Source organism: Streptomonospora sediminis (genome assembly GCF_054778995.1).
This window is the reverse complement of record NZ_BAAGYZ010000002.1, coordinates 1-16,805: the sequence shown is the minus strand read 5'-3', so window position 1 is coordinate 16,805 and position 16,805 is coordinate 1. Positions and strand designations below refer to the sequence as shown.

Sequence of the window (16,805 nt, the reverse complement as noted above, 5' to 3'; positions counted from 1 at the left end):
GTGCGGGACCCTGGCTACCCATAATTTTTCGGCAGGATTAATTAGACTCCCAGAATGACCGAAACGGGTAGCGGCACATAGAGCACCCGGGTGAACACCGCCCAGCAGAACAGGGCGACCACCGCGGCCACGCCGATGTCCAGGAGGAGGCGGCGGGGCGGGCCGAAGCCGCGGCGGATGAGGACTGAGGCGGCCACGAAGGCCACCACGCCGCTGAGGGTGATGCCGAACAGGCCGAAAGCGACGCTCCAGGAGAGTAGGAGGACGATCGCCGCCGGCAGGATCCAGCGCGGGCGCGGGCCCTCCTGCTCGGGGGCGGGCTCGGCGGCCGGTTCTTCCGCCGGTCCGTCGGCCGGGTCGGCGGTCGCCACCGCGACTCCCGGCTCCGGGGCCGGCTCAGGTCCGTCCGATTCCGTCGCCTCCGCCGTCGCCGCTGCCGGCGGTTCCGATGACCTGTCCGTTTCCGCCTGCCCCGCCTCAGGTGGCGGGTTCCCGCCGGCCGCCTGGGCATCCTGCCGCCCGCCCTTGCGGGCGCGGACCAGGGCCGTGGCCGCGATGGCCACGCCCAGCGCGGTCAGCACCGCCAGCACGAAGCGGGGGAAGATCACGTCGGTTTCCGTCGTAAAGTCCTGCTGGGTCCAAAACACCGCGGTGACCAGCAGGATCAGGGCGGCGGCGATCAGATCGCGTCGCGTGTGGCTCACTTGGTGCCCTCCTTTTCGGTGCCGTCCGCCGCCGGACCGGCGGCCGCTGCGGCCCCCGCTGCCTGCGCGGCCTGCACGCGCGCCACCCGGTTTGCCCGGAAGCGGCTCCACATCGGCCACAGCAGCGCGACCAGCACGACCACGACGATGCAGGCGCTGATGGGCCGGGTGAAGAACGACAGCCACGGGTAGGCGTCGCCGCCCGCCGTCAGCAGCCCTTGGCCCAGCCCCGCCTCGATGATCGGACCGAGCACCACGCCCAGCACCACCGCGGGCGGTGGCAGCCCCAGGTGGCGCAGGCCGTAGCCGAGCACGCCCAGCGCCAGCATGATCACCACGTCCAGCGCGTTGTTGCGCACGGCGTAAGCGCCGATCATGGTGAGCAGCGCGATCGCGGGCACCAGGTAGGTGGTGGGCGTGCGCACCACGGCCCGCTGCAGGCCGCGGCCCACGATCAGGCCCACCGGTGCCAGCAGCAGGGCGGAGATCCCCAGGGCCAGGATGAAGGTGAAGGTCAGCGACCCCTGCGTGGTGAACAGGTCGGCGCCGGGCCGCAGCCCGTGCAGCATCAGCACACCGAAGATGACCGCGTCGGCCGGTGCGCCGGGGATGCCCAGGGTCAGCAGCGGGATCAGGCCGCCGCCGACCACAGCGTTGTTGGCGGTCTCGGGGGCGACGACGCCGTCGACCTTGCCCGTCCCGAACTCCTCGGGCTTCTTGGAGGCGCGCTTGGCCTCGTTGTAGGCGATCAGGTTGGCGACGTTGCCCCCGGCGCCCGGCAGCATCCCCACAAAGGTGCCGATCACCGCGGAGCGCACGAGATTGAGCGGTCGCGAGAGCACGTCGCGGACGGTGCGGATGAGCAGCCCGCGCTGGCGCTGCCGCGATTCGCGGCGCATCGCCGCCGCCCGCGAGCCCGGGTCGACCATCAGGTCGATCATCGCCGGGACGGTGAAGAACCCGATCAGTGCCACGATCAGCGGCACACCCGCCTGCATCTGGGTGAAGCCGAAGGTGAACCGCACGTCGCCGCCCACCGGCGCGATGCCGATGGTGGAGATCAGCAGCCCGATGAATCCCGCGGCGAACCCCTTGATCAGCGACTTGGCGGCCAGCCCGGCGATCATCGTGAGGCCGAAGATCCCCAGCCAGAAGTACTCCTGGGGGCCGAACGCCAGCACGACGTCGGCGATCGCCGGCCCGAGCAGCATCAGGGCGACGACACCTACCAGGCCGCCGACGACCGAACCGGTGGTCACCGCGATGATCGCGATCTCGCTGCGGCCCTTGCGGGTCATGGGGTAGCCGTCGAACGTCGTCGCGATGGATGAGGGTGTGCCCGGCGAGTTCACCAGGATGGCGGTGAACGCGCCGCCGTAGATGGCGCCCGAGTAGAACGCGCCCATCAGCACGAGTCCGCGGGCGGGGTCGAGGGTGAAGGTGATGGGCAGAAGGAGCGCGAGGCCGACTGTTGCGCTGAGCCCTGGGGTGGCGCCGACCGCCATACCGGCGATGACACCCACCAGGCAGAGCAGCAGCGTCTGCGGGGTGGCGACCTGCGCAAGAGCTTCGTCGAAACCGGGGAACATGGTTGCTCCTGGCATTGGATGAGCAGGTGGGGGCGGACACGGCGCCGGGGTAGTACCCGTGTCGCCGTCCGCCGCGGCGGGTGCCGGTGCCGGTCCCGGCGCTGTTCCGGTGCCGGCCGGCTGCACCCGCGGCAAGCCGCGGCCCCATGGGGCGGGGCCGGGGGAGTCAGCCGTTCAGCATGTCGAAGCGCCGCAGCAGGTCCTCGGACAGCTTGGTGCGTTCCCGGGTGAACTCCACCGCCTTCTCCGGGCCCATGTCCTCAATGTGGAAGCCGAGGCTCTTCGCCTTCTTCAGGAACGCCTTGTCCTGGTTGACCTGGGCAAACGCGTCGGCGAGGACGTCGATGACCTTGCGGGGCGTATCGGGCGGGACCGCGGCTCCGCGCCAGGCCCCCTCGACCACGTCGAAACCGCTTTCCCGCAGCGTGGGCACGTCGGGGAACTCCGGTACGCGGTCCTCGGCGGCGATGGCCAGTACCCGCATGCCTTTGTCCTGCAGTTTCAGCGCCTCGGTGTTGTAGGTCATCAGTGCGTCGACCTGGCCGCCCAGCAGCGCGGGCGAGGCCGCCGCGGTACCGCTGAAGGGTACGTAGGTCAGCTTGCCCTCGGACTGGTCGGCCAGCGCCAGAGTGCCGATGTGGTTGGCGCTGAAGGCGCCGCTGCCGCCCAGGCTCAGCTCGGTCTCGGTGGAGCGGCCGATGAAGTCGCCGACGCTGCGGTACTCGCTATCGCCGCTGACCACAAGGGCGTTGGGGGTGCTCTGGAAGATGTAGGCCCAGTTGATCTGGTCGGTCTCGTAGCCGGCCTGGTCGCGTGCCAAGGGTTGGAGAATGACGTGCGGCAGGTTGGCGCCCATCACCAGGTAGCCGTCGGGGCGGGCCTGGTGGACCAGTTCCGACCAGCCCACCGCCCCGCCGCCGCCCGGGCGGTTGTTGACCACCACCGACACCCCCAGCGCATCCTCCAGCGGCTGCTGCTGCAGGCGGGCGGTGATATCGGACTCGCCGCCCGGGTCGAACGGCAGTGTGTAGGTGAGGCTGCGGGAGGGGTAGGCGGAGATGTCGCCTCCGGCCGGTGCGCTCTGGGTGGCGCAGGCCGCAAGCGGCAGGGGCAGTGCGGCCGTGGTCAGACCGGCCAGGAACGCCCTGCGTGAAGGTTGCATCGTCGTTCCTCCTCGTGCCGGAGCGGCACAACGGAGATGGGGGGTCTGGGACGGCGGGCGGCCGCCGCCCCGCGGGCCGCGGCGGGCGGACCGCCGCGGCCGTCGTCGCCTGCCCCCGCCTGGCGGCGGAGGGCAGGATTCACAGCCGTTCGCGCAGCATGCTGTGCAGCGCGGGCTTGAGTTCGATCCCGATTCCCGGGGCCTCGGGCAGCTCCACCCGGCCGCCGGTGACGGGCGTGGTCTCGGCGAAGCCGCCGAACGGCTCGAAAACCTGCGGATAGGACTCGCACCCGCCGAAGCCGAAGGCCGCGGCCATGGCGAGGTTGATCTGGTTGCCGCCGTGCGGGCAGCAGTTGGCCGGTGTCCAGCCGCCGAGGGCCAGGTCGCGCAGCATCGCGTCGTACTCGGCCACCCCGTAGCTGAGCGAGGGGTCCATCTGCAGGACGTCCCGCCGCGGGCGCAGGCCGCCGTAGCGGCGCAGGTTGCGCACGTCAGCGGCCGAGAACAGGTTCTCGCCGGTGGCCAGGGCGCCCGGGTACTCCTCGGCCAGTACCGCATGGGAGCGGTAGTCCAGCGGGTCGACGGGCTCCTCGTACCACATCAGGTCATAGTCGCTCAGCGCCCGCGCGTACTCCAGTGCCTGGGGCAGATCAAAACGCCCGTTGGCGTCGACCGCCAGCCGCGAGTCCGCCGGCAGCAGCTCCAGCACCGCCTCGATCCGGCGCATGTCCTCGGCCAGCGGTGCGCCGCCGATCTTGATCTTGACGTCGCGGTAGCCCATCTCCAGGTAGCCGCCGATCTCCGAGCGCAGCCCTTCGATCGGCTTGTCCGGGTGGTAGTAGCCGCCCGCGGCATAGATCCACACCGACGTCGCGGGTTCGGGGCCGGTGCCGAAGCGCCGGTGCAGCAGCCGGAACAGCGGCAGCCCGGCGGCTTTGGCGGCCACGTCCCACATGGCCATGTCCAGGGTGCCCACCGCCACGGCGCGGTCGCCGTGCCCGCCGGGTTTCTCGTTGGCCATGGCGACCCGGTGCACCGCTACGGGGTCGATGTGGCCGGTCTCGGGGTCGGTGAGCGCCTCGGCGGGCGCCTCCTCGACCCGCGGCAGCATGCGGGTGGCGAGGATGCCCGACTGGGCGTAGCGGCCGTTGGAGTGGAAGCCGTAGCCCACGACCGGCTCGCCGCCGACGACGAGATCGGTGTGCACGGCCACGATCGACACCGTCATGCGGGAGAAGTCGATGACCGCGTTGCTGATACGGGAGGCGATGGGTGCCTCGCTGTGGGTGATCTTGGTGATGCGCAATGTCGCCCCTGTAGTGGTGGGTGGCTGATCGGGAAACCCGGCGCGCGGGCCCGCGGCGGTTCGCGGCCCGCGCGCCCGCGGTCACATCCGGTCGATCAGCGCCTTGGTGACGTCGTCGGTGGTGGCGCGGCCGCCCAGGTCGGGGGTGAGCACCCCGTCGCGGGTGACCTCGGCGATGGCCCGCTCAAGCGCTGCGGCCGCCTGCGGCAGGCCCAGGTGGTCCAGCATCAGCGCCGCGCTGCCGAACGCGCCGATCGGGTCGGCGAGGCCTTGGCCGGCGATGTCGGGCGCCGAGCCGTGGACCGGCTCGAACATGCTGGGGAAGCGGCGCTCCGGGTTCAGGTTGGCGCTGGCGGCCACGCCGAGGCTGCCCGCGAGCGCGCTGCCGAGGTCGGAGAGGATGTCGGCGTGCAGGTTGGAGGCCACGACGACCGATAGGCTCTGCGGCTGCAGCACGAAACGCGCCGCCATGGCGTCGACCAGCACCCGCTCGGCCTCGACGTCGGGGTAGTCCGCGGCGACCCGGTCGAAGACCTCGTCCCACAGCACCATCCCGTACTGCTGGGCGTTGCTCTTGGTGACACCGGTGACCTTGGGCCGGTCGCGCGTGCGGGCCAGGTCGAAGGCGTAGCGGATGATCCGTTCGCACCCGGTCTCGGTGAACAGCGCCGACTGCACGGCGACCTCGTGGCCGGGGCCGCGGCCGGCGAGGTTGCGTCCGCCCAGCCCGGCGTACTCGCCCTCGCTGTTCTCGCGGACCACCACCCAGTCCAGTTCGCCGCCGTCGTCGCCCCGGGTCTCGCGCAGCGGGCTGCGCACGCCGGGCAGGAACCGCACGGGGCGGATGTTGGCCCACTGGTCGAACCCCTGGCAGATGGCCAGGCGCAGACCCCACAGGCTGACGTGGTCGGGCACGGTCGGCCAGCCCACCGCACCGAAGAAGACGGCGTCGAGGCCGCGCAGCCGGTCCAGACCGTCCTCGGGCATCATCCGCCCGTGCTCGGCGTAGTACTGCGAGCCCCAGTCGAACTCGCGCCAGGTGATGTCGAAGGGTTCGGGGCCGCGCCGGGCCAGCTCGGCCAGCGCGGTGCGGGTGGCGTCGACGACCTCGGGCCCCACCCCGTCGGCGGGGATGGCGGCGATGGTCAGTGGGCGTGGGGCGCTGATGGCAGGGCTCCTTCTGCGTTTGCTGCCTGCGGTGGCATCGGCTGAGTCGGGGCAAAGTGGGAGGGGCGCCGGGTCAGGCGGCGGCGACGGCCGCCGCAACGGCCTTGCCGAGGTCCTCGGTGCCGGCGGAACCGCCCAGGTCGGGGGTCAGCGGCGCCCCGGGCGCGGACAGCACGGACTCAACCGCGGCGAGGATCCCGGCCGCGGCCTCGGCGGCCCCCAGGTGGTCGAGCATCATCGCCGCCGACCAGATCTGCCCGATGGGGTTGGCGATCCCGCGGCCGGCGATGTCGGGCGCCGACCCGTGCACGGGTTCGAACATGGAGGGGTGGCGGCGCTGGGGGTCGATGTTGGCCGACGGGGCGACGCCGATGGTTCCGGTGACGCCGGGGCCCAGGTCGGAGAGGATGTCGCCGAACAGGTTGCTGCCGACGACGACGTCGAAGTGCTGCGGCTGGAGCACGAACTTGGCGGTGAGGATGTCGATGTGCTCCTGCTCGGTGGCGACGCCTGGGTACTCGGCGGCGATCGCGCGGAAGCGCTCGTCCCAGTAGGGCATCGAGTGGTAGATGCCGTTGGACTTGGTCGCCGAGGTCACCAGCGCGCGCTCGCGCCGCTGGGCGAACTCGAAGGCGTAGCGCAGGATGCGGTCGGTGCCGCGCCGTGTGAACACCGACGCCTGCATCACCATCTCGCCGGGGGTGCCCTCGCTCTGCCGGCCGCCCAGCGTGGAGTACTCGCCCTCGCTGTTCTCGCGGACCACCCAGAAGTCGATGCTGCCGGGTGCGGCATCGCGCAGCGGCGAGGTCACCCCCGGCAGCAGCCGGACCGGGCGCAGGTTGACGTACTGGTCGAACTCGCGGCGGATCGGGATGAGCAGGCCCCACAGCGACACGTGGTCGGGAACCCCGGGGTAGCCCACGGCGCCGAGCAGGATCGAGTCGTGGCCGCGCAGCCGGTCGATGCCGTCCTCGGGCATCATCCGGCCGGTCCGCCGGTAGGTCTCGCAGCTCCAGTCGAAGTTGCGGAACGCGAATTCCACCCCGTAGCGGGAACCGGCGGCCTCAAGAACCCGAAGGGCTTCGGGCATGACCTCATTGCCGATCCCGTCTCCGGGAATGACCGCGATTTCAAAGCGCTGCACACCGTCTCCCCACACGTCTGGGCCGATTCCGCGCCGTCGATTTCCCGGCACAGCGCCGCCGCGGACACCGCTGACCGGGTCGCAAACGACGTGGAATGACCTGGTTCACTCGGTGGACATCTAAATTCAATAATGAGTCGAATGTCCAACTGCCATTGGTGATTCCATCGATAGGCGGAGCCTATGGGAGGCAGTGCGAACGTCTGCGGGAAAGCGATTCCGGCGGCCGCATCCGCGATGCGGGCACCTGTTTTCCGGGGCCCGGTCCGGGCGGCGGGTAGCGGGTGCGGGCGCCGCGGCGTGCGGGCAGCCGCCACCGCACACCCCCTATCGGTGCGTGTTGTGCGCCGAGGCCAGGGCGATGTCGCGGAAGGCGCGCGCGGCCGGCGTGAGCGGCGCGTCTCGGTTCAGCAGCGAGATCCGGATCCAGGTGGGCGGATCCAGATCCAACACCTGAGCGCCGCCGCTGCGGGCGGTCCGGGTCCAAGACTCGGTCAGCACCGCCACCCCCGCCCCGTTGAGCACCAGCGGCAGGATCGCCTCGCGGTGCCCGGCTTCCACGGCGATCTTCAGGTCGGTGCCGTCGGCGCGGATGCGGTCGACGATGTGCCGCTGGCGGCTGCCGGTCGGCGCGGCGATCACGCGCTGCCCGCCGAGGTCGTCCCAGTGGACCCGCCCGCGGTCGCCGAAGGCATGGTCCGGCGGTGCCACGAGGATGAACTTCTGCACCTCGACGGGGTGCTCCTGCACCCCCACCGGCCGCAGCGGGTCGCCGGAACCCACCAGCGCCAGCTCGCAGGCGCCTTCGCGCACCATGTCGATGGCTTCGGGCGGGGTGAAGACCGCCGAGACGTTCACGGTCACGCCGGGGTAGTGCTCGGCAAACCGCGTGATGATGGTGGTCAGCGGCTCGACGGCCTGCGAGGGCATCGCCGCGATGTCGACCTCGCCCGAAAGCATCCCTTTGATCGACTCCACGCTGGCGCGCGTGGTGTCGAGCCCGCGCAGCACCTGGCGGGCGGGCTCGACCATGGCCCGCCCCGCCGGGGTGAGCTGCACGCGCCGCCCTACCCGGTGGAACAGCGCCGCACCCAGTTCGCGCTCCAGGCGCTGGATGGCCTGGGAGAGCGAGGGCTGGGCGACGTGCATCCGCACCGCCGCCCGGCTGAACCCCTGGTGGTCGACGATCGCGAGGAAGTACTCCAGTTGGCGCGTGTCCATACGACATCCCGTGTTCGCGTGTTCCCGTATTCCAGGCAGTGCGCGTGCCCGTGCCGGTGGGAGCCGCCGCGGTCGATAGGCACAACCTATCGAAGCCCGTTGGCCGGCCCGACGGCGCACCGGCCGGTATACCGCCCGGTCCCAGGGTCTCCGGGACGCGCGGGGGATCGGCAGCCGTGCCGAAAACGAGATTGCTTCGCGGTGAACCGGCAGTGTAGCTCCGGAGTCGAATGAGGGTCCGGACGACTTGGAGGCCCCCATCCTTTCCCGCTTATCCGCCCCCCGCGTTGCACCCGCCGGCCGGCCCCGCCGCCGCACCGCCTTCCCGGCTGCCGCCGCTGCCGCCGTGTGCCTGCTGACCGCCTGCGGCGGCGGCTCCGCTGCAGACCCGGCCGCGCCCGGTCCGGACCACCCGGCCCCGACCGGCGAACCGGACGTCGACTTCAACGGCGACGGATACGCCGACTACGCGGTGGAGGGCTGGCAGGGCGCGAGCTACACCAGCGAGCCCTACGTCGGCGCGCTGCTCGGCGGCCCCGGCGGACTCAAGCCCGGCCGCAGCGTGGTCCGCACCCAGCAGGGCCTGCAGATCCCGCCGGACAAGACGTCCGGCGGCAACCGGCTAACCACGGGCGGGACCGCCGACTTCGACGGCGACGGGTTCACCGACATGCTCGTGTGGTCCAAGACCGGATACCTGGTGTGGGGCGGTCCCAACGGCCTCGCGAAGAAGGCGGTCGCGCTGCCGTGGGACGCGGACGGTTCCACCAAGGACGGAATAGGAGCCGATCGGGCGGTTGGCGACTTCGACGGCGACGGAGCAGTCGACATCGCGCTGCTCGGCTTCCGCCTCGACACCGACCCCCAGCGCTACGAGGCCTCCTTCGTCCGAGGCCCGTTCGACCGCTCGGGTGCGCCCAGCGCGATCGAGGAGTTGCCGCTGCCGCTCGATGCGGAGGACGGCCTGACCGCCGACCGGATCGACGCCTTCGACGCCAACGGCGACGACGCCATGGACCTGATGATCCTCCGCCAGTACGACGAGTCGCCCGCCCCCCACATTGTCCTGGCATCGGACGGCGACGGGCCCGCGGCCGAGCGCCTGGCCGACACCCCGCCCGGCCACGAGGCCGAGTCCGGCGACTTCGACGGTGACGGGGCGACGGACCTGCTCATCGGCGCGCACGGGATACCCAACAACGAGAACCTTGAGGGCGCCGACGACCCCGAACTGCACCCCGGCTACGTGGACGTCTACCCCGGTGCGGCGGGCTTCGCAACGGGCGAGCCGGCGCGCATCACCCGCGCCACACCCGGCGTAGCGGGCAAGGCCAAGGACGCCGACGGGTTCGGCGAGACCGTCCTCACCGCCGACGTGCAGGGCGACGGTTACGACGACGCCGTGGTCGACCCCGGACCGGCCGGTGACCGCTGGAGTGCGACCCTGCTCGGCGGGTCGCCCGAGGGGCTGACCCGGGCCACCACCGTCGAGCTGGCGGCCCCCGAGGCCGGAGACTCCGCGGACTTCAGCTGGGAACCCGGGGAGCTGCGCGACTACGACGGCGACGGTACCGCCGACCTGCTGCTCTTCGAGCCGTACGCGGACGAGGGCGGCCCGGACTCGTATTCCGCGTTCGCGGTCTACCGCGGTACCGAAAACGGATTCGCCACCAAACCGAACCGGTTCACCACGAAGGGGTTCTGAACGAGGAGCGGGTGGGTGCGGCCGGGGTAGACCGGCCGCACCTACCCGCGATGGGGCATCCGGCGGGCCGAATAGGGCTCGGGCGCTTTCCGACACGGGCGGCGGCGCCGATCGGTGCCGCCGCCCGTGCGGCGCGGCCGGCGCTGCCCGGTCGCTGACTGCGGGCGCGTCGGCGGGCTGTGCACGGTGCCGCGGATTCCGAGTTGACCTAAACCAATGTTGAGGGAGCAGGGTTGTGCATGTGAGGGCGCGGACCGGCCGGTTCCACACAGGTTCCGGCCGAGGCCGCGCGCCCCGGCCGCCACACGCGGCACGGACAGCGCAAGAACCGCAATCGCACACAACCGGAGGAATCCAATGGCAGAGAACCGCCCGATCCTGGTCACCGGGGCGACCGGCAACGTCGGCAAGCACGTCGTGCGCAGGCTGCTGGAAGAGGAGGGGCGCGCCGTCCGCGCGCTGACCCGCGACCCCGCACGGGCCGACCTGCCGGAGGGCGCCGAGGCCGTCGCAGGCGACCTGGCCCACCCCGGCAGCCTGGGGCCCGCGCTCGAAGGCATCGACGCGGCGTTCCTGGTGTGGCCGAGCCTGGAGGCCGACAAGGCGGCCCCCGAAGCCATCCCGGCGATCGCCGCCCGCGCCCGCAACATCGTCTACCTGTCGGCGATGGGCCTGCCCGAGCACGACGGTCCCGACGCGCCGAGCGAAGGCATCCTGGGGTCGCACATGCTGCTGGAGCGGTTGATCCGGAAGTCGGCGGCGGACTGGACGTTCGTGCGGGCGGGCGGGTTCGCCGCCAACCTGGCGGGCTGGATCCCGCAGATCCGCGCGACGGGCACGGTCCGCGCCGCCTTCGCGGAACTGGCGCGGCCGCTGATCCACGAAGCCGACATCGCCGAGGTCGCGGTGCGGGCACTGACCGAACCCGGCCACTCCGGCGCGTCCTACGAGATCACCGGGCCCGAGCCGGTCACCCAGGCCGAGCAGGCCCGCATCATCGGCGAGGAGTTGGGCGTGCCGGCGCGCTTCGAGGAACTGTCCGCAGAGGAAGCGGTGCAGGCCTTCATCACCGACGGGCTGCCCGCGCAGCTGGCCCAGGACATCGTCCAGGGCCAGGCCGCCATGGCCGAGCAGCCGGAGTCCACCACCGACACGTTCGAGAAGGTCGCCGGCGTGCCGCCGCGCAGCTTCCGGCAATGGGCCGCCGACCGCGCCGGCGGTGCGGTCGCCCGCGCCTGAACCGGGGCGCGGTCCGGGGGAGCGGGCGCGCGGCGCAGGGGGCGCAGTGGGTTGGAGTGGGACGATCCGGGCGAACACTTGGCCGTGGTTTGGGGGGAATGTCAGCGGCGCTTGTTAGCTTCGCAGCATGGCAAAGACGATGTTTGTGAACCTGCCCGTCGCCGACCTGCAGACCTCCGTGGATTTCTTCACGGGGCTCGGCTTCGAGTTCAACCCCGACTTCACCGACGAGAACGCCACCGCGATGATGGTCGGTTCCGACGCCATAGTGATGCTACTGGTCAAGGACTTCTTCCAGAGCTTCACCAAGAAGGATGTCGCCGACGCCAGAGCCTCCACCGAGGCGATCATCGCCGTCTCCGCCGACAGCCGCGAGGAGGTCGACGAGACGGTGAACAAGGCGCTGGCAACGGGCGGCAGCCCCGCCAACGAGCCCATCGAGGGGCCGGGCATGTACGGGTGGAGCTTCCAGGACCCCGACGGCCACCTGTGGGAGTACGTGTACATGGACCCCAGTGCCATGGGGTCTTCTTAGGGAGCGGGAGAGTTCCCGGGCGGGCGCTCGGGTTTCCGGCGATGGTCATGCTGAAATGCCTGTCCCAGCCTTGGAATCCGGGCATTTCCGCAGGGTCGGTGCGCCGCCGCCCCGGCCGCCTGCGGTGGGACCGGTGACCGCCCGCCCCCGCCGCCCGCGGCCGTTGCCGCTGCTTTTCAGTCCGGGTCGCCTGTGGTCGGCCGCGGGCAAGGCCGCCGAGCGGACCCGCCGGCCGCCGAGCGCGGTCCGTCCTCGGCGGGTGCGGTAGGTACCTACTCACGAGTCGGAACGTGCGCGCTTCAGCATGCCCGAAAACACTGGTGCTTGTCGGACAAATTTGTCGGATAAACGAAGTTTGTCGGGCTTGAAAAGCAGGAACCGGTGCCGAATGCGGATTTCGCGCTCGATTGCCGCTACGTGTCCGGAGTGGGCTACGGTAAGTTTCGGATCACCCCCATTGGCCGTCGCACTGGCTGCACCGGGACTGGCCGTCTTGCCTTGCAACGGATCTGGGGTCCGATGCGGGCCGGGGTTCCGCCTGCCTCCAACAGCCGACGAGGACCTGATCGATGTCAGCACGTGTATCCGAAAGAGACCAGCCGCACCATTCACCCCAGACCGCCCAGGCGAGCGGGCCGCAGCGATCACCGAACCCACCGAGCTCGCCGGCGATGCTGGCCGTGCTCGCGTTCTGTGCCGCGGCAATCGTGCTGGCCGTCGCCTGGTATTGGGTCGTCTACGCCGTACCTGCCGGATCCCAACCGCTCATGACCGTGGTCGGCTCGGTCATGGGCGTGCTGCTGGCGGCGGCGACCGCTGTGGCGACGTACCAGAGCGCCGCGGCCGCCGCCGGCCGCGACCGCGCCGCACGGGCCGAGGAGCGCGTCGCCCGAGCCGAGCACGAGATGGCCGGACTGGAGCAGGACCTGCGCCAGTTCGCGCACGACGGCATCCCCGACCTGCGCCGCCGCATCAGCGCGGGCGCCACCACCGACGCCGCGATCGCCGATATGTCCCAGCCCGCGCAGGAGGCGCTGCGCTCCCTGCTGGTCCAGCTCGGCCAGACCCTGGGCCAGGCCGAACGGCGCGGCGCGGCGGCCATGGCCGCCTGCGCGGGTACCGCGGCCCGCGTCCAGGCGCAGGTCACCAACCTGCTCGCCCAGCTCCGCGAGTTGGAGGACCGCTACGGCGACCAGGACGGCGTCTTCGGCGACCTGCTCGAACTCGACCACCAGGTCTCCCAGATGGGCCGGCTGGCCGACAGCTTCGCGCTTCTCAGCGGCGGCCGTTCGGGACGCCGCTGGACCAAGCCCATCGTCATGGAGAGCGTCCTGCGCGGCGCCATGGGCCGTATCTACGCGTTCCGCCGCGTGCGGGTGCACTCCACCAGCACCGCCGCGATCGTCGGCTACGCCGCCGAGGGTGCGATGCAGGCCCTGGCCGAGCTGATGGACAACGCCGCCAACTTCTCCGCGCACAACACCGAGGTGCACGTGTACGTGGAGGAGGAGGACACCGGGATCATGGTCACCGTCGAGGACAGCGGCCTGGGCATGCGCCCCCGCGAACGCCGCCGCGCCGACCAGTTGGTCTCCGAGCCCCACGACCTCACCAACATGTCCGGTACCCGCATGGGGCTCGCGGTCGTCGGCCGGGTCGCCGCCAAGTACGGGCTGACCGTCAGCTTCCGGCCGTCCTCGCGCGGCGGTACCGGCGCCGTCGTGCTCATTCCCCAGCACCTGATCACCCGACCCCGGCAGGACCTCGAAATGCCCGCTCCGCCGCCCCCGCCCCGGGAACCCCAGCCCGCGGCGGTCGCCGCCCCCGCCTCGGCTGCGGAGGCCGCCGAAGGCCCCTCCGGCGCCGAGCGCAACCTGCCCAAGCGGCGCCGCGGCCAGACACTGGCCAACGCCGAGACCCAGCAGCATGCGCCGCGGACCGAGCCCAAGCGCGACCGCGGCGGCGACCCCGGATCCCGCTTTGCCGCCTTCCGCCAGTCCGGCACCGCCCGCGGGCGAGAGACCGGCCCGGAGGACACGTCCCCGTGACCGCCGGGCACCGGCCCGCGTAAACCGGCTGATTCCCGCTGATTCCCGCTCAACGCAGTCCCGGCCCCCGGCCGCTAACGAGCGCGGAGCGCGACACCAGGGCGCCGGAGCGCCCGCAGCACCAGTGCGGGGCGCCGTCGCGCACGGCCCCGACCCCCCGCAACCACTGAACCGAGGAGTGGCACAGATCCCATGAGCACAGCAGACCGCGGCCTTGACTGGTTGCTTGAGAACCTGCTCGCGAAGACCCCCGGCGCTCGGCATGCGCTTGTGCTGTCCAGGGACGGGCTGAAAATGGTCTTCACCTCCCAGCTGGACGGAGACCGCGCCGACCAGCTCTCCGCCATCGCCGCCGGGATCCAGAGCCTGTCGCTGAGCGCCTCCGCCGAGTTCGGCGACGGGATCACCTCCGGCCAGGCCATGGTGGAGTTCGCCGGCGGTGTCCTGCTCATCGTCCCGGCGGGGGCGGGCGCCCACCTGGCCGTGGTCGCCGAGGAGGACACCGAGGTCGGCGTGGTGGGCCACAACATGAACGAGCTCGTCGAGCAGCTCGGCTCCTACCTCACCGCCGATCCGCGGATGCCGCAGTACAGCGGTGACCCCGCATCATGAACCCCAAACCGATCGACCGCGAAGACCCGGACCGCCTCTACACCGTCACCGGCGGGCGCAGCCGCGCCGACGAAAGCGCCTTCGACTCCGTGACGCTGATCGTCAGCGAGTGCGAACCCAAGGCGGGCATGCAGTCCGAGCACGTGCGGATCCTGCGGATGTGCCAGCGGCCCACCGCGGTCGTGGAGGTCTCCGCCGAACTGCGCATGCCGGTGAGCGTGGTCAAGATCCTGCTGCGGGACCTGCTGGACACCGGCCGCATCACGGTGCGCCACCCGTCCTCGGCCTCGTCCGCGGCCCACGCGCATTCCCCCGCCCCCGAGACCCTGAAGCAGGTGCTCGATGCACTCCAACGCCTCTGAAGCCCCCGCTCCCGCCGCCCGGCCCGGTACCGCGCCCGAGGACCAGCTGCCCGCAGCCGCCCAGGACGCGCTGAAGATCGTCGTCGTAGGCGGCTTCGGCGTGGGCAAGACGACCATGGTCGGCACGGTCAGCGAGATCCGCCCCCTCAGCACCGAGGAGGTCATGACCGAGGCGGGCGTGGGCATCGACGACCCCTCGGGAGTGCGCAGTAAGACCACCACCACCGCGGCCTTCGACTTCGGCCGCATCACCATCACCCAGGACAAGGTCCTCTACCTGTTCGGCGCGCCGGGCCAGGAGCGGTTCTGGTTCCTGTGGGACCAGCTCTTCGCCGGCAGCCTGGGCGCGGTCGTGCTCGTGGACTCCCGCCGGCTGGAGGAGTCGTGGTATGCGGTCGACCGGCTGGAGGCGCACGGCATGCCGTTCGTTGTGGCGGTCAACCGGTTCGAGCCCGGCCCGGACCTGGAGCGGCTGCGCGACGCGCTCTCGCTGGCCCCCGACGTCCCGCTCGTCGAATGCGACGCGCGGAGCAGGGACGACTGCAAGGCCGTGCTGATCTCCCTGGTCCGCCACCTGAACAACCTGTACACACCGTCGCCCGCCAGGGAGGGCACGCCGTGACCGACACCTCCGATTCCCCCCAGAGCGCCCCGCAGGCGCCGGAGACCGCGGGGGTACCGATGGCCGGATACCCCGATCACGACCAGGCGGTGCGGTTCTACGGTCCGCAGATCGCCGACGATCCGGCCGCCCTTTACCACGACATGCGCTGGCGCTTCGGCCCGGTCGCACCGATTCTGCTCGACGGCGACGTCCCGGCGTGGTTCGTCATGGGCTACCGCGAGATCCACTACGTCACGAGCAACCCGCAGTGGTTCGCGCGCGACTGCCGCCGGTGGAACCTGTGGGACTACATCCCCGACGACTGGCCGCTGATGCCCTACGTCGGCTGGACCCCTTCGGTGATGTTCGCCGAGGCCGGCGAGCACCAGCGCCGCGCCGGGGCGCTGGGCGACGCCCTGGACGCGGTGGACCGCACCGAGCTCGCGCTGATCTGCCAGCGGGTCGCCGACGACCTCATCAACGACTTCAGCGGCGATGGCCGCGCCGATCTGGTGGCCCAGTACGCCCATCAGATCCCGGCCCGGGTCATCGCCGAAATGTTCGGTCTGCCGCCGTCCGATGTCCCGGTGCTGGTGCGCGACATCCTCGACTCGCTGGACGTCAAGGGCAATGCCGCCGAGGCGCACCAGCGGGTGCACGCGCGCATGCAGCAGCTGGTCGCCGACGCCCACGGGCGGCCGGGCCAGGACGTGCCCACGCGGCTGCTGGAGCACTCGGCCAAGCTCACCGACGACGAGATCGTCATCGACCTGCTGGTGATGATGGCCGCGGCGCAGGCGCCCACCGGCAACTGGATCGCCAACACGCTGCGGCACATGTTCGTCGACGACCGGTTCTCCATCAGCCTGCAGGGCGGGCGTTCCAGCGCCGGCCAGGCGCTCAACGAGGTGCTGTGGCGCGACACGCCCACCCAGAACTTCATCGGCCGGTGGGCGGTGCAGGCGTGCGAGCTGGGCGGGCGGCGCGTCGAGCGCGGCGACATGCTGGTGCTGGGCCTGGCGGCGGCCAACTCCGACCCGCGGGTGCAGCCCGAAGCGCAACTGGACTCCGGCGCCAACCGGGCGCACATGTCCTTCGGCCACGGCGAACACGGCTGCCCGTTCCCCGCGCCGGAGCTGGCGGAGGTCATCGCCCGCAACGCGGTCGAGGTGCTGCTGGACCGCTTGCCCGATGTGGAGCTGGCTTCGTCGGATGCGGAGCTGAAGTGGCGGCCGTCGGTGTGGATGCGGGGCCTGTACTCGCTGCCCGTTGAGTTCACCCCGGCCATCCCCAACGACAACCGGTCGCTGTAGCGGCACCGGCGTTGGCGGCCCGGCAAGGTTGGGCAGGCCCGGGGGCCGCACCGGCCCGGCAGCGGCGGCGGCCGCGCGGTGCGCGCGCCGCCGC

15 protein-coding genes are annotated in these 16,805 nt (G+C 71.6%); 8 read left to right on the top strand and 7 right to left on the bottom strand.

Going from position 1 to position 16,805, the window contains the following annotated elements:
- Positions 1–41: 41 nt before the first annotated feature.
- The 7 genes from ACYVD5_RS00285 to ACYVD5_RS00255 form a co-directional block, all read right to left on the bottom strand.
- Positions 42–704, bottom strand: coding sequence for a tripartite tricarboxylate transporter TctB family protein (locus ACYVD5_RS00285; protein WP_460998781.1), 663 nt, complete (start codon positions 702–704; stop codon positions 42–44).
- Positions 701–2,293, bottom strand: a complete 1,593-nt coding sequence (locus ACYVD5_RS00280) for a tripartite tricarboxylate transporter permease (protein WP_460998780.1) — start codon at positions 2,291–2,293, stop codon at positions 701–703. The genes ACYVD5_RS00285 and ACYVD5_RS00280 overlap by 4 nt, the downstream gene beginning before the upstream one ends.
- Positions 2,294–2,459: 166 nt before the next feature.
- Positions 2,460–3,455: a Bug family tripartite tricarboxylate transporter substrate binding protein gene (locus tag ACYVD5_RS00275; RefSeq protein ID WP_460998779.1), complete on the bottom strand. Its 996-nt coding sequence runs from the start codon at positions 3,453–3,455 to the stop codon at positions 2,460–2,462.
- Positions 3,456–3,594: 139 nt separating this feature from the next.
- A complete protein-coding gene (locus ACYVD5_RS00270) occupies positions 3,595–4,761 on the bottom strand; it encodes an enolase C-terminal domain-like protein (RefSeq protein WP_460998778.1) in 1,167 nt (388 codons plus the stop codon).
- Between the two features lie 81 nt (positions 4,762–4,842).
- Positions 4,843–5,928 carry a tartrate dehydrogenase gene (locus tag ACYVD5_RS00265; protein ID WP_460998825.1) on the bottom strand — a complete coding sequence of 362 codons (1,086 nt, stop codon included), beginning with the start codon at positions 5,926–5,928 and terminating at the stop codon, positions 4,843–4,845.
- 73 nt (positions 5,929–6,001) lie between these two features.
- Positions 6,002–7,072, bottom strand: coding sequence for a tartrate dehydrogenase (locus tag ACYVD5_RS00260; RefSeq protein WP_460998777.1), 1,071 nt, complete (start codon positions 7,070–7,072; stop codon positions 6,002–6,004).
- 327 nt (positions 7,073–7,399) lie between these two features.
- A complete protein-coding gene (locus ACYVD5_RS00255; protein WP_460998776.1) occupies positions 7,400–8,293 on the bottom strand; it encodes a LysR family transcriptional regulator in 894 nt (297 codons plus the stop codon).
- A 346-nt stretch (positions 8,294–8,639) separates the two neighbouring features.
- Here ACYVD5_RS00255 and ACYVD5_RS00250 point away from each other — a divergent pair, with 346 nt between their 5' ends.
- The 8 genes from ACYVD5_RS00250 (at position 8,640) to ACYVD5_RS00215 (ending at position 16,711) form a co-directional block, all read left to right on the top strand.
- On the top strand, positions 8,640–9,998 hold the full coding sequence (locus ACYVD5_RS00250) for an FG-GAP repeat domain-containing protein (RefSeq protein ID WP_460998775.1): 1,359 nt from the start codon (positions 8,640–8,642) through the stop codon (positions 9,996–9,998).
- Between the two features lie 357 nt (positions 9,999–10,355).
- Complete coding sequence (locus ACYVD5_RS00245) at positions 10,356–11,237, top strand: NAD(P)H-binding protein (protein ID WP_460998774.1); 882 nt, start codon at positions 10,356–10,358, stop codon at positions 11,235–11,237.
- 127 nt (positions 11,238–11,364) lie between these two features.
- Positions 11,365–11,772, top strand: a complete 408-nt coding sequence (locus ACYVD5_RS00240; protein WP_460998773.1) for a VOC family protein — start codon at positions 11,365–11,367, stop codon at positions 11,770–11,772.
- Between the two features lie 569 nt (positions 11,773–12,341).
- Positions 12,342–13,820 carry a sensor histidine kinase gene (locus ACYVD5_RS00235; RefSeq protein ID WP_460998772.1) on the top strand — a complete coding sequence of 493 codons (1,479 nt, stop codon included), beginning with the start codon at positions 12,342–12,344 and terminating at the stop codon, positions 13,818–13,820.
- Positions 13,821–14,012: 192 nt separating this feature from the next.
- Complete coding sequence (locus ACYVD5_RS00230) at positions 14,013–14,432, top strand: roadblock/LC7 domain-containing protein (protein ID WP_460998771.1); 420 nt, start codon at positions 14,013–14,015, stop codon at positions 14,430–14,432.
- On the top strand, positions 14,429–14,794 hold the full coding sequence (locus tag ACYVD5_RS00225) for a DUF742 domain-containing protein (protein ID WP_460998770.1): 366 nt from the start codon (positions 14,429–14,431) through the stop codon (positions 14,792–14,794). The genes ACYVD5_RS00230 and ACYVD5_RS00225 overlap by 4 nt, the downstream gene beginning before the upstream one ends.
- Complete coding sequence (locus ACYVD5_RS00220) at positions 14,775–15,416, top strand: GTP-binding protein (protein WP_460998769.1); 642 nt, start codon at positions 14,775–14,777, stop codon at positions 15,414–15,416. The genes ACYVD5_RS00225 and ACYVD5_RS00220 overlap by 20 nt, the downstream gene beginning before the upstream one ends.
- Before the next feature lie 59 nt (positions 15,417–15,475).
- Positions 15,476–16,711, top strand: coding sequence for a cytochrome P450 (locus tag ACYVD5_RS00215; RefSeq protein ID WP_460998824.1), 1,236 nt, complete (start codon positions 15,476–15,478; stop codon positions 16,709–16,711).
- The last annotated feature ends 94 nt before the right edge of the window (positions 16,712–16,805 follow it).

Coding starts and splice junctions, on each gene's coding strand:
- ACYVD5_RS00280 (WP_460998780.1), bottom strand. CDS start 2,293: ATGTTCCCCGGTTTCGACGAAGCTCTTGCGCAGGTCGCCACCCCGCAG.
- ACYVD5_RS00275 (WP_460998779.1), bottom strand. CDS start 3,455: ATGCAACCTTCACGCAGGGCGTTCCTGGCCGGTCTGACCACGGCCGCA.
- ACYVD5_RS00255 (WP_460998776.1), bottom strand. CDS start 8,293: ATGGACACGCGCCAACTGGAGTACTTCCTCGCGATCGTCGACCACCAG.
- ACYVD5_RS00245 (WP_460998774.1), top strand. CDS start 10,356: ATGGCAGAGAACCGCCCGATCCTGGTCACCGGGGCGACCGGCAACGTC.
- ACYVD5_RS00240 (WP_460998773.1), top strand. CDS start 11,365: ATGGCAAAGACGATGTTTGTGAACCTGCCCGTCGCCGACCTGCAGACC.
- ACYVD5_RS00235 (WP_460998772.1), top strand. CDS start 12,342: ATGTCAGCACGTGTATCCGAAAGAGACCAGCCGCACCATTCACCCCAG.
- ACYVD5_RS00230 (WP_460998771.1), top strand. CDS start 14,013: ATGAGCACAGCAGACCGCGGCCTTGACTGGTTGCTTGAGAACCTGCTC.
- ACYVD5_RS00225 (WP_460998770.1), top strand. CDS start 14,429: ATGAACCCCAAACCGATCGACCGCGAAGACCCGGACCGCCTCTACACC.
- ACYVD5_RS00220 (WP_460998769.1), top strand. CDS start 14,775: ATGCACTCCAACGCCTCTGAAGCCCCCGCTCCCGCCGCCCGGCCCGGT.
- ACYVD5_RS00215 (WP_460998824.1), top strand. CDS start 15,476: ATGGCCGGATACCCCGATCACGACCAGGCGGTGCGGTTCTACGGTCCG.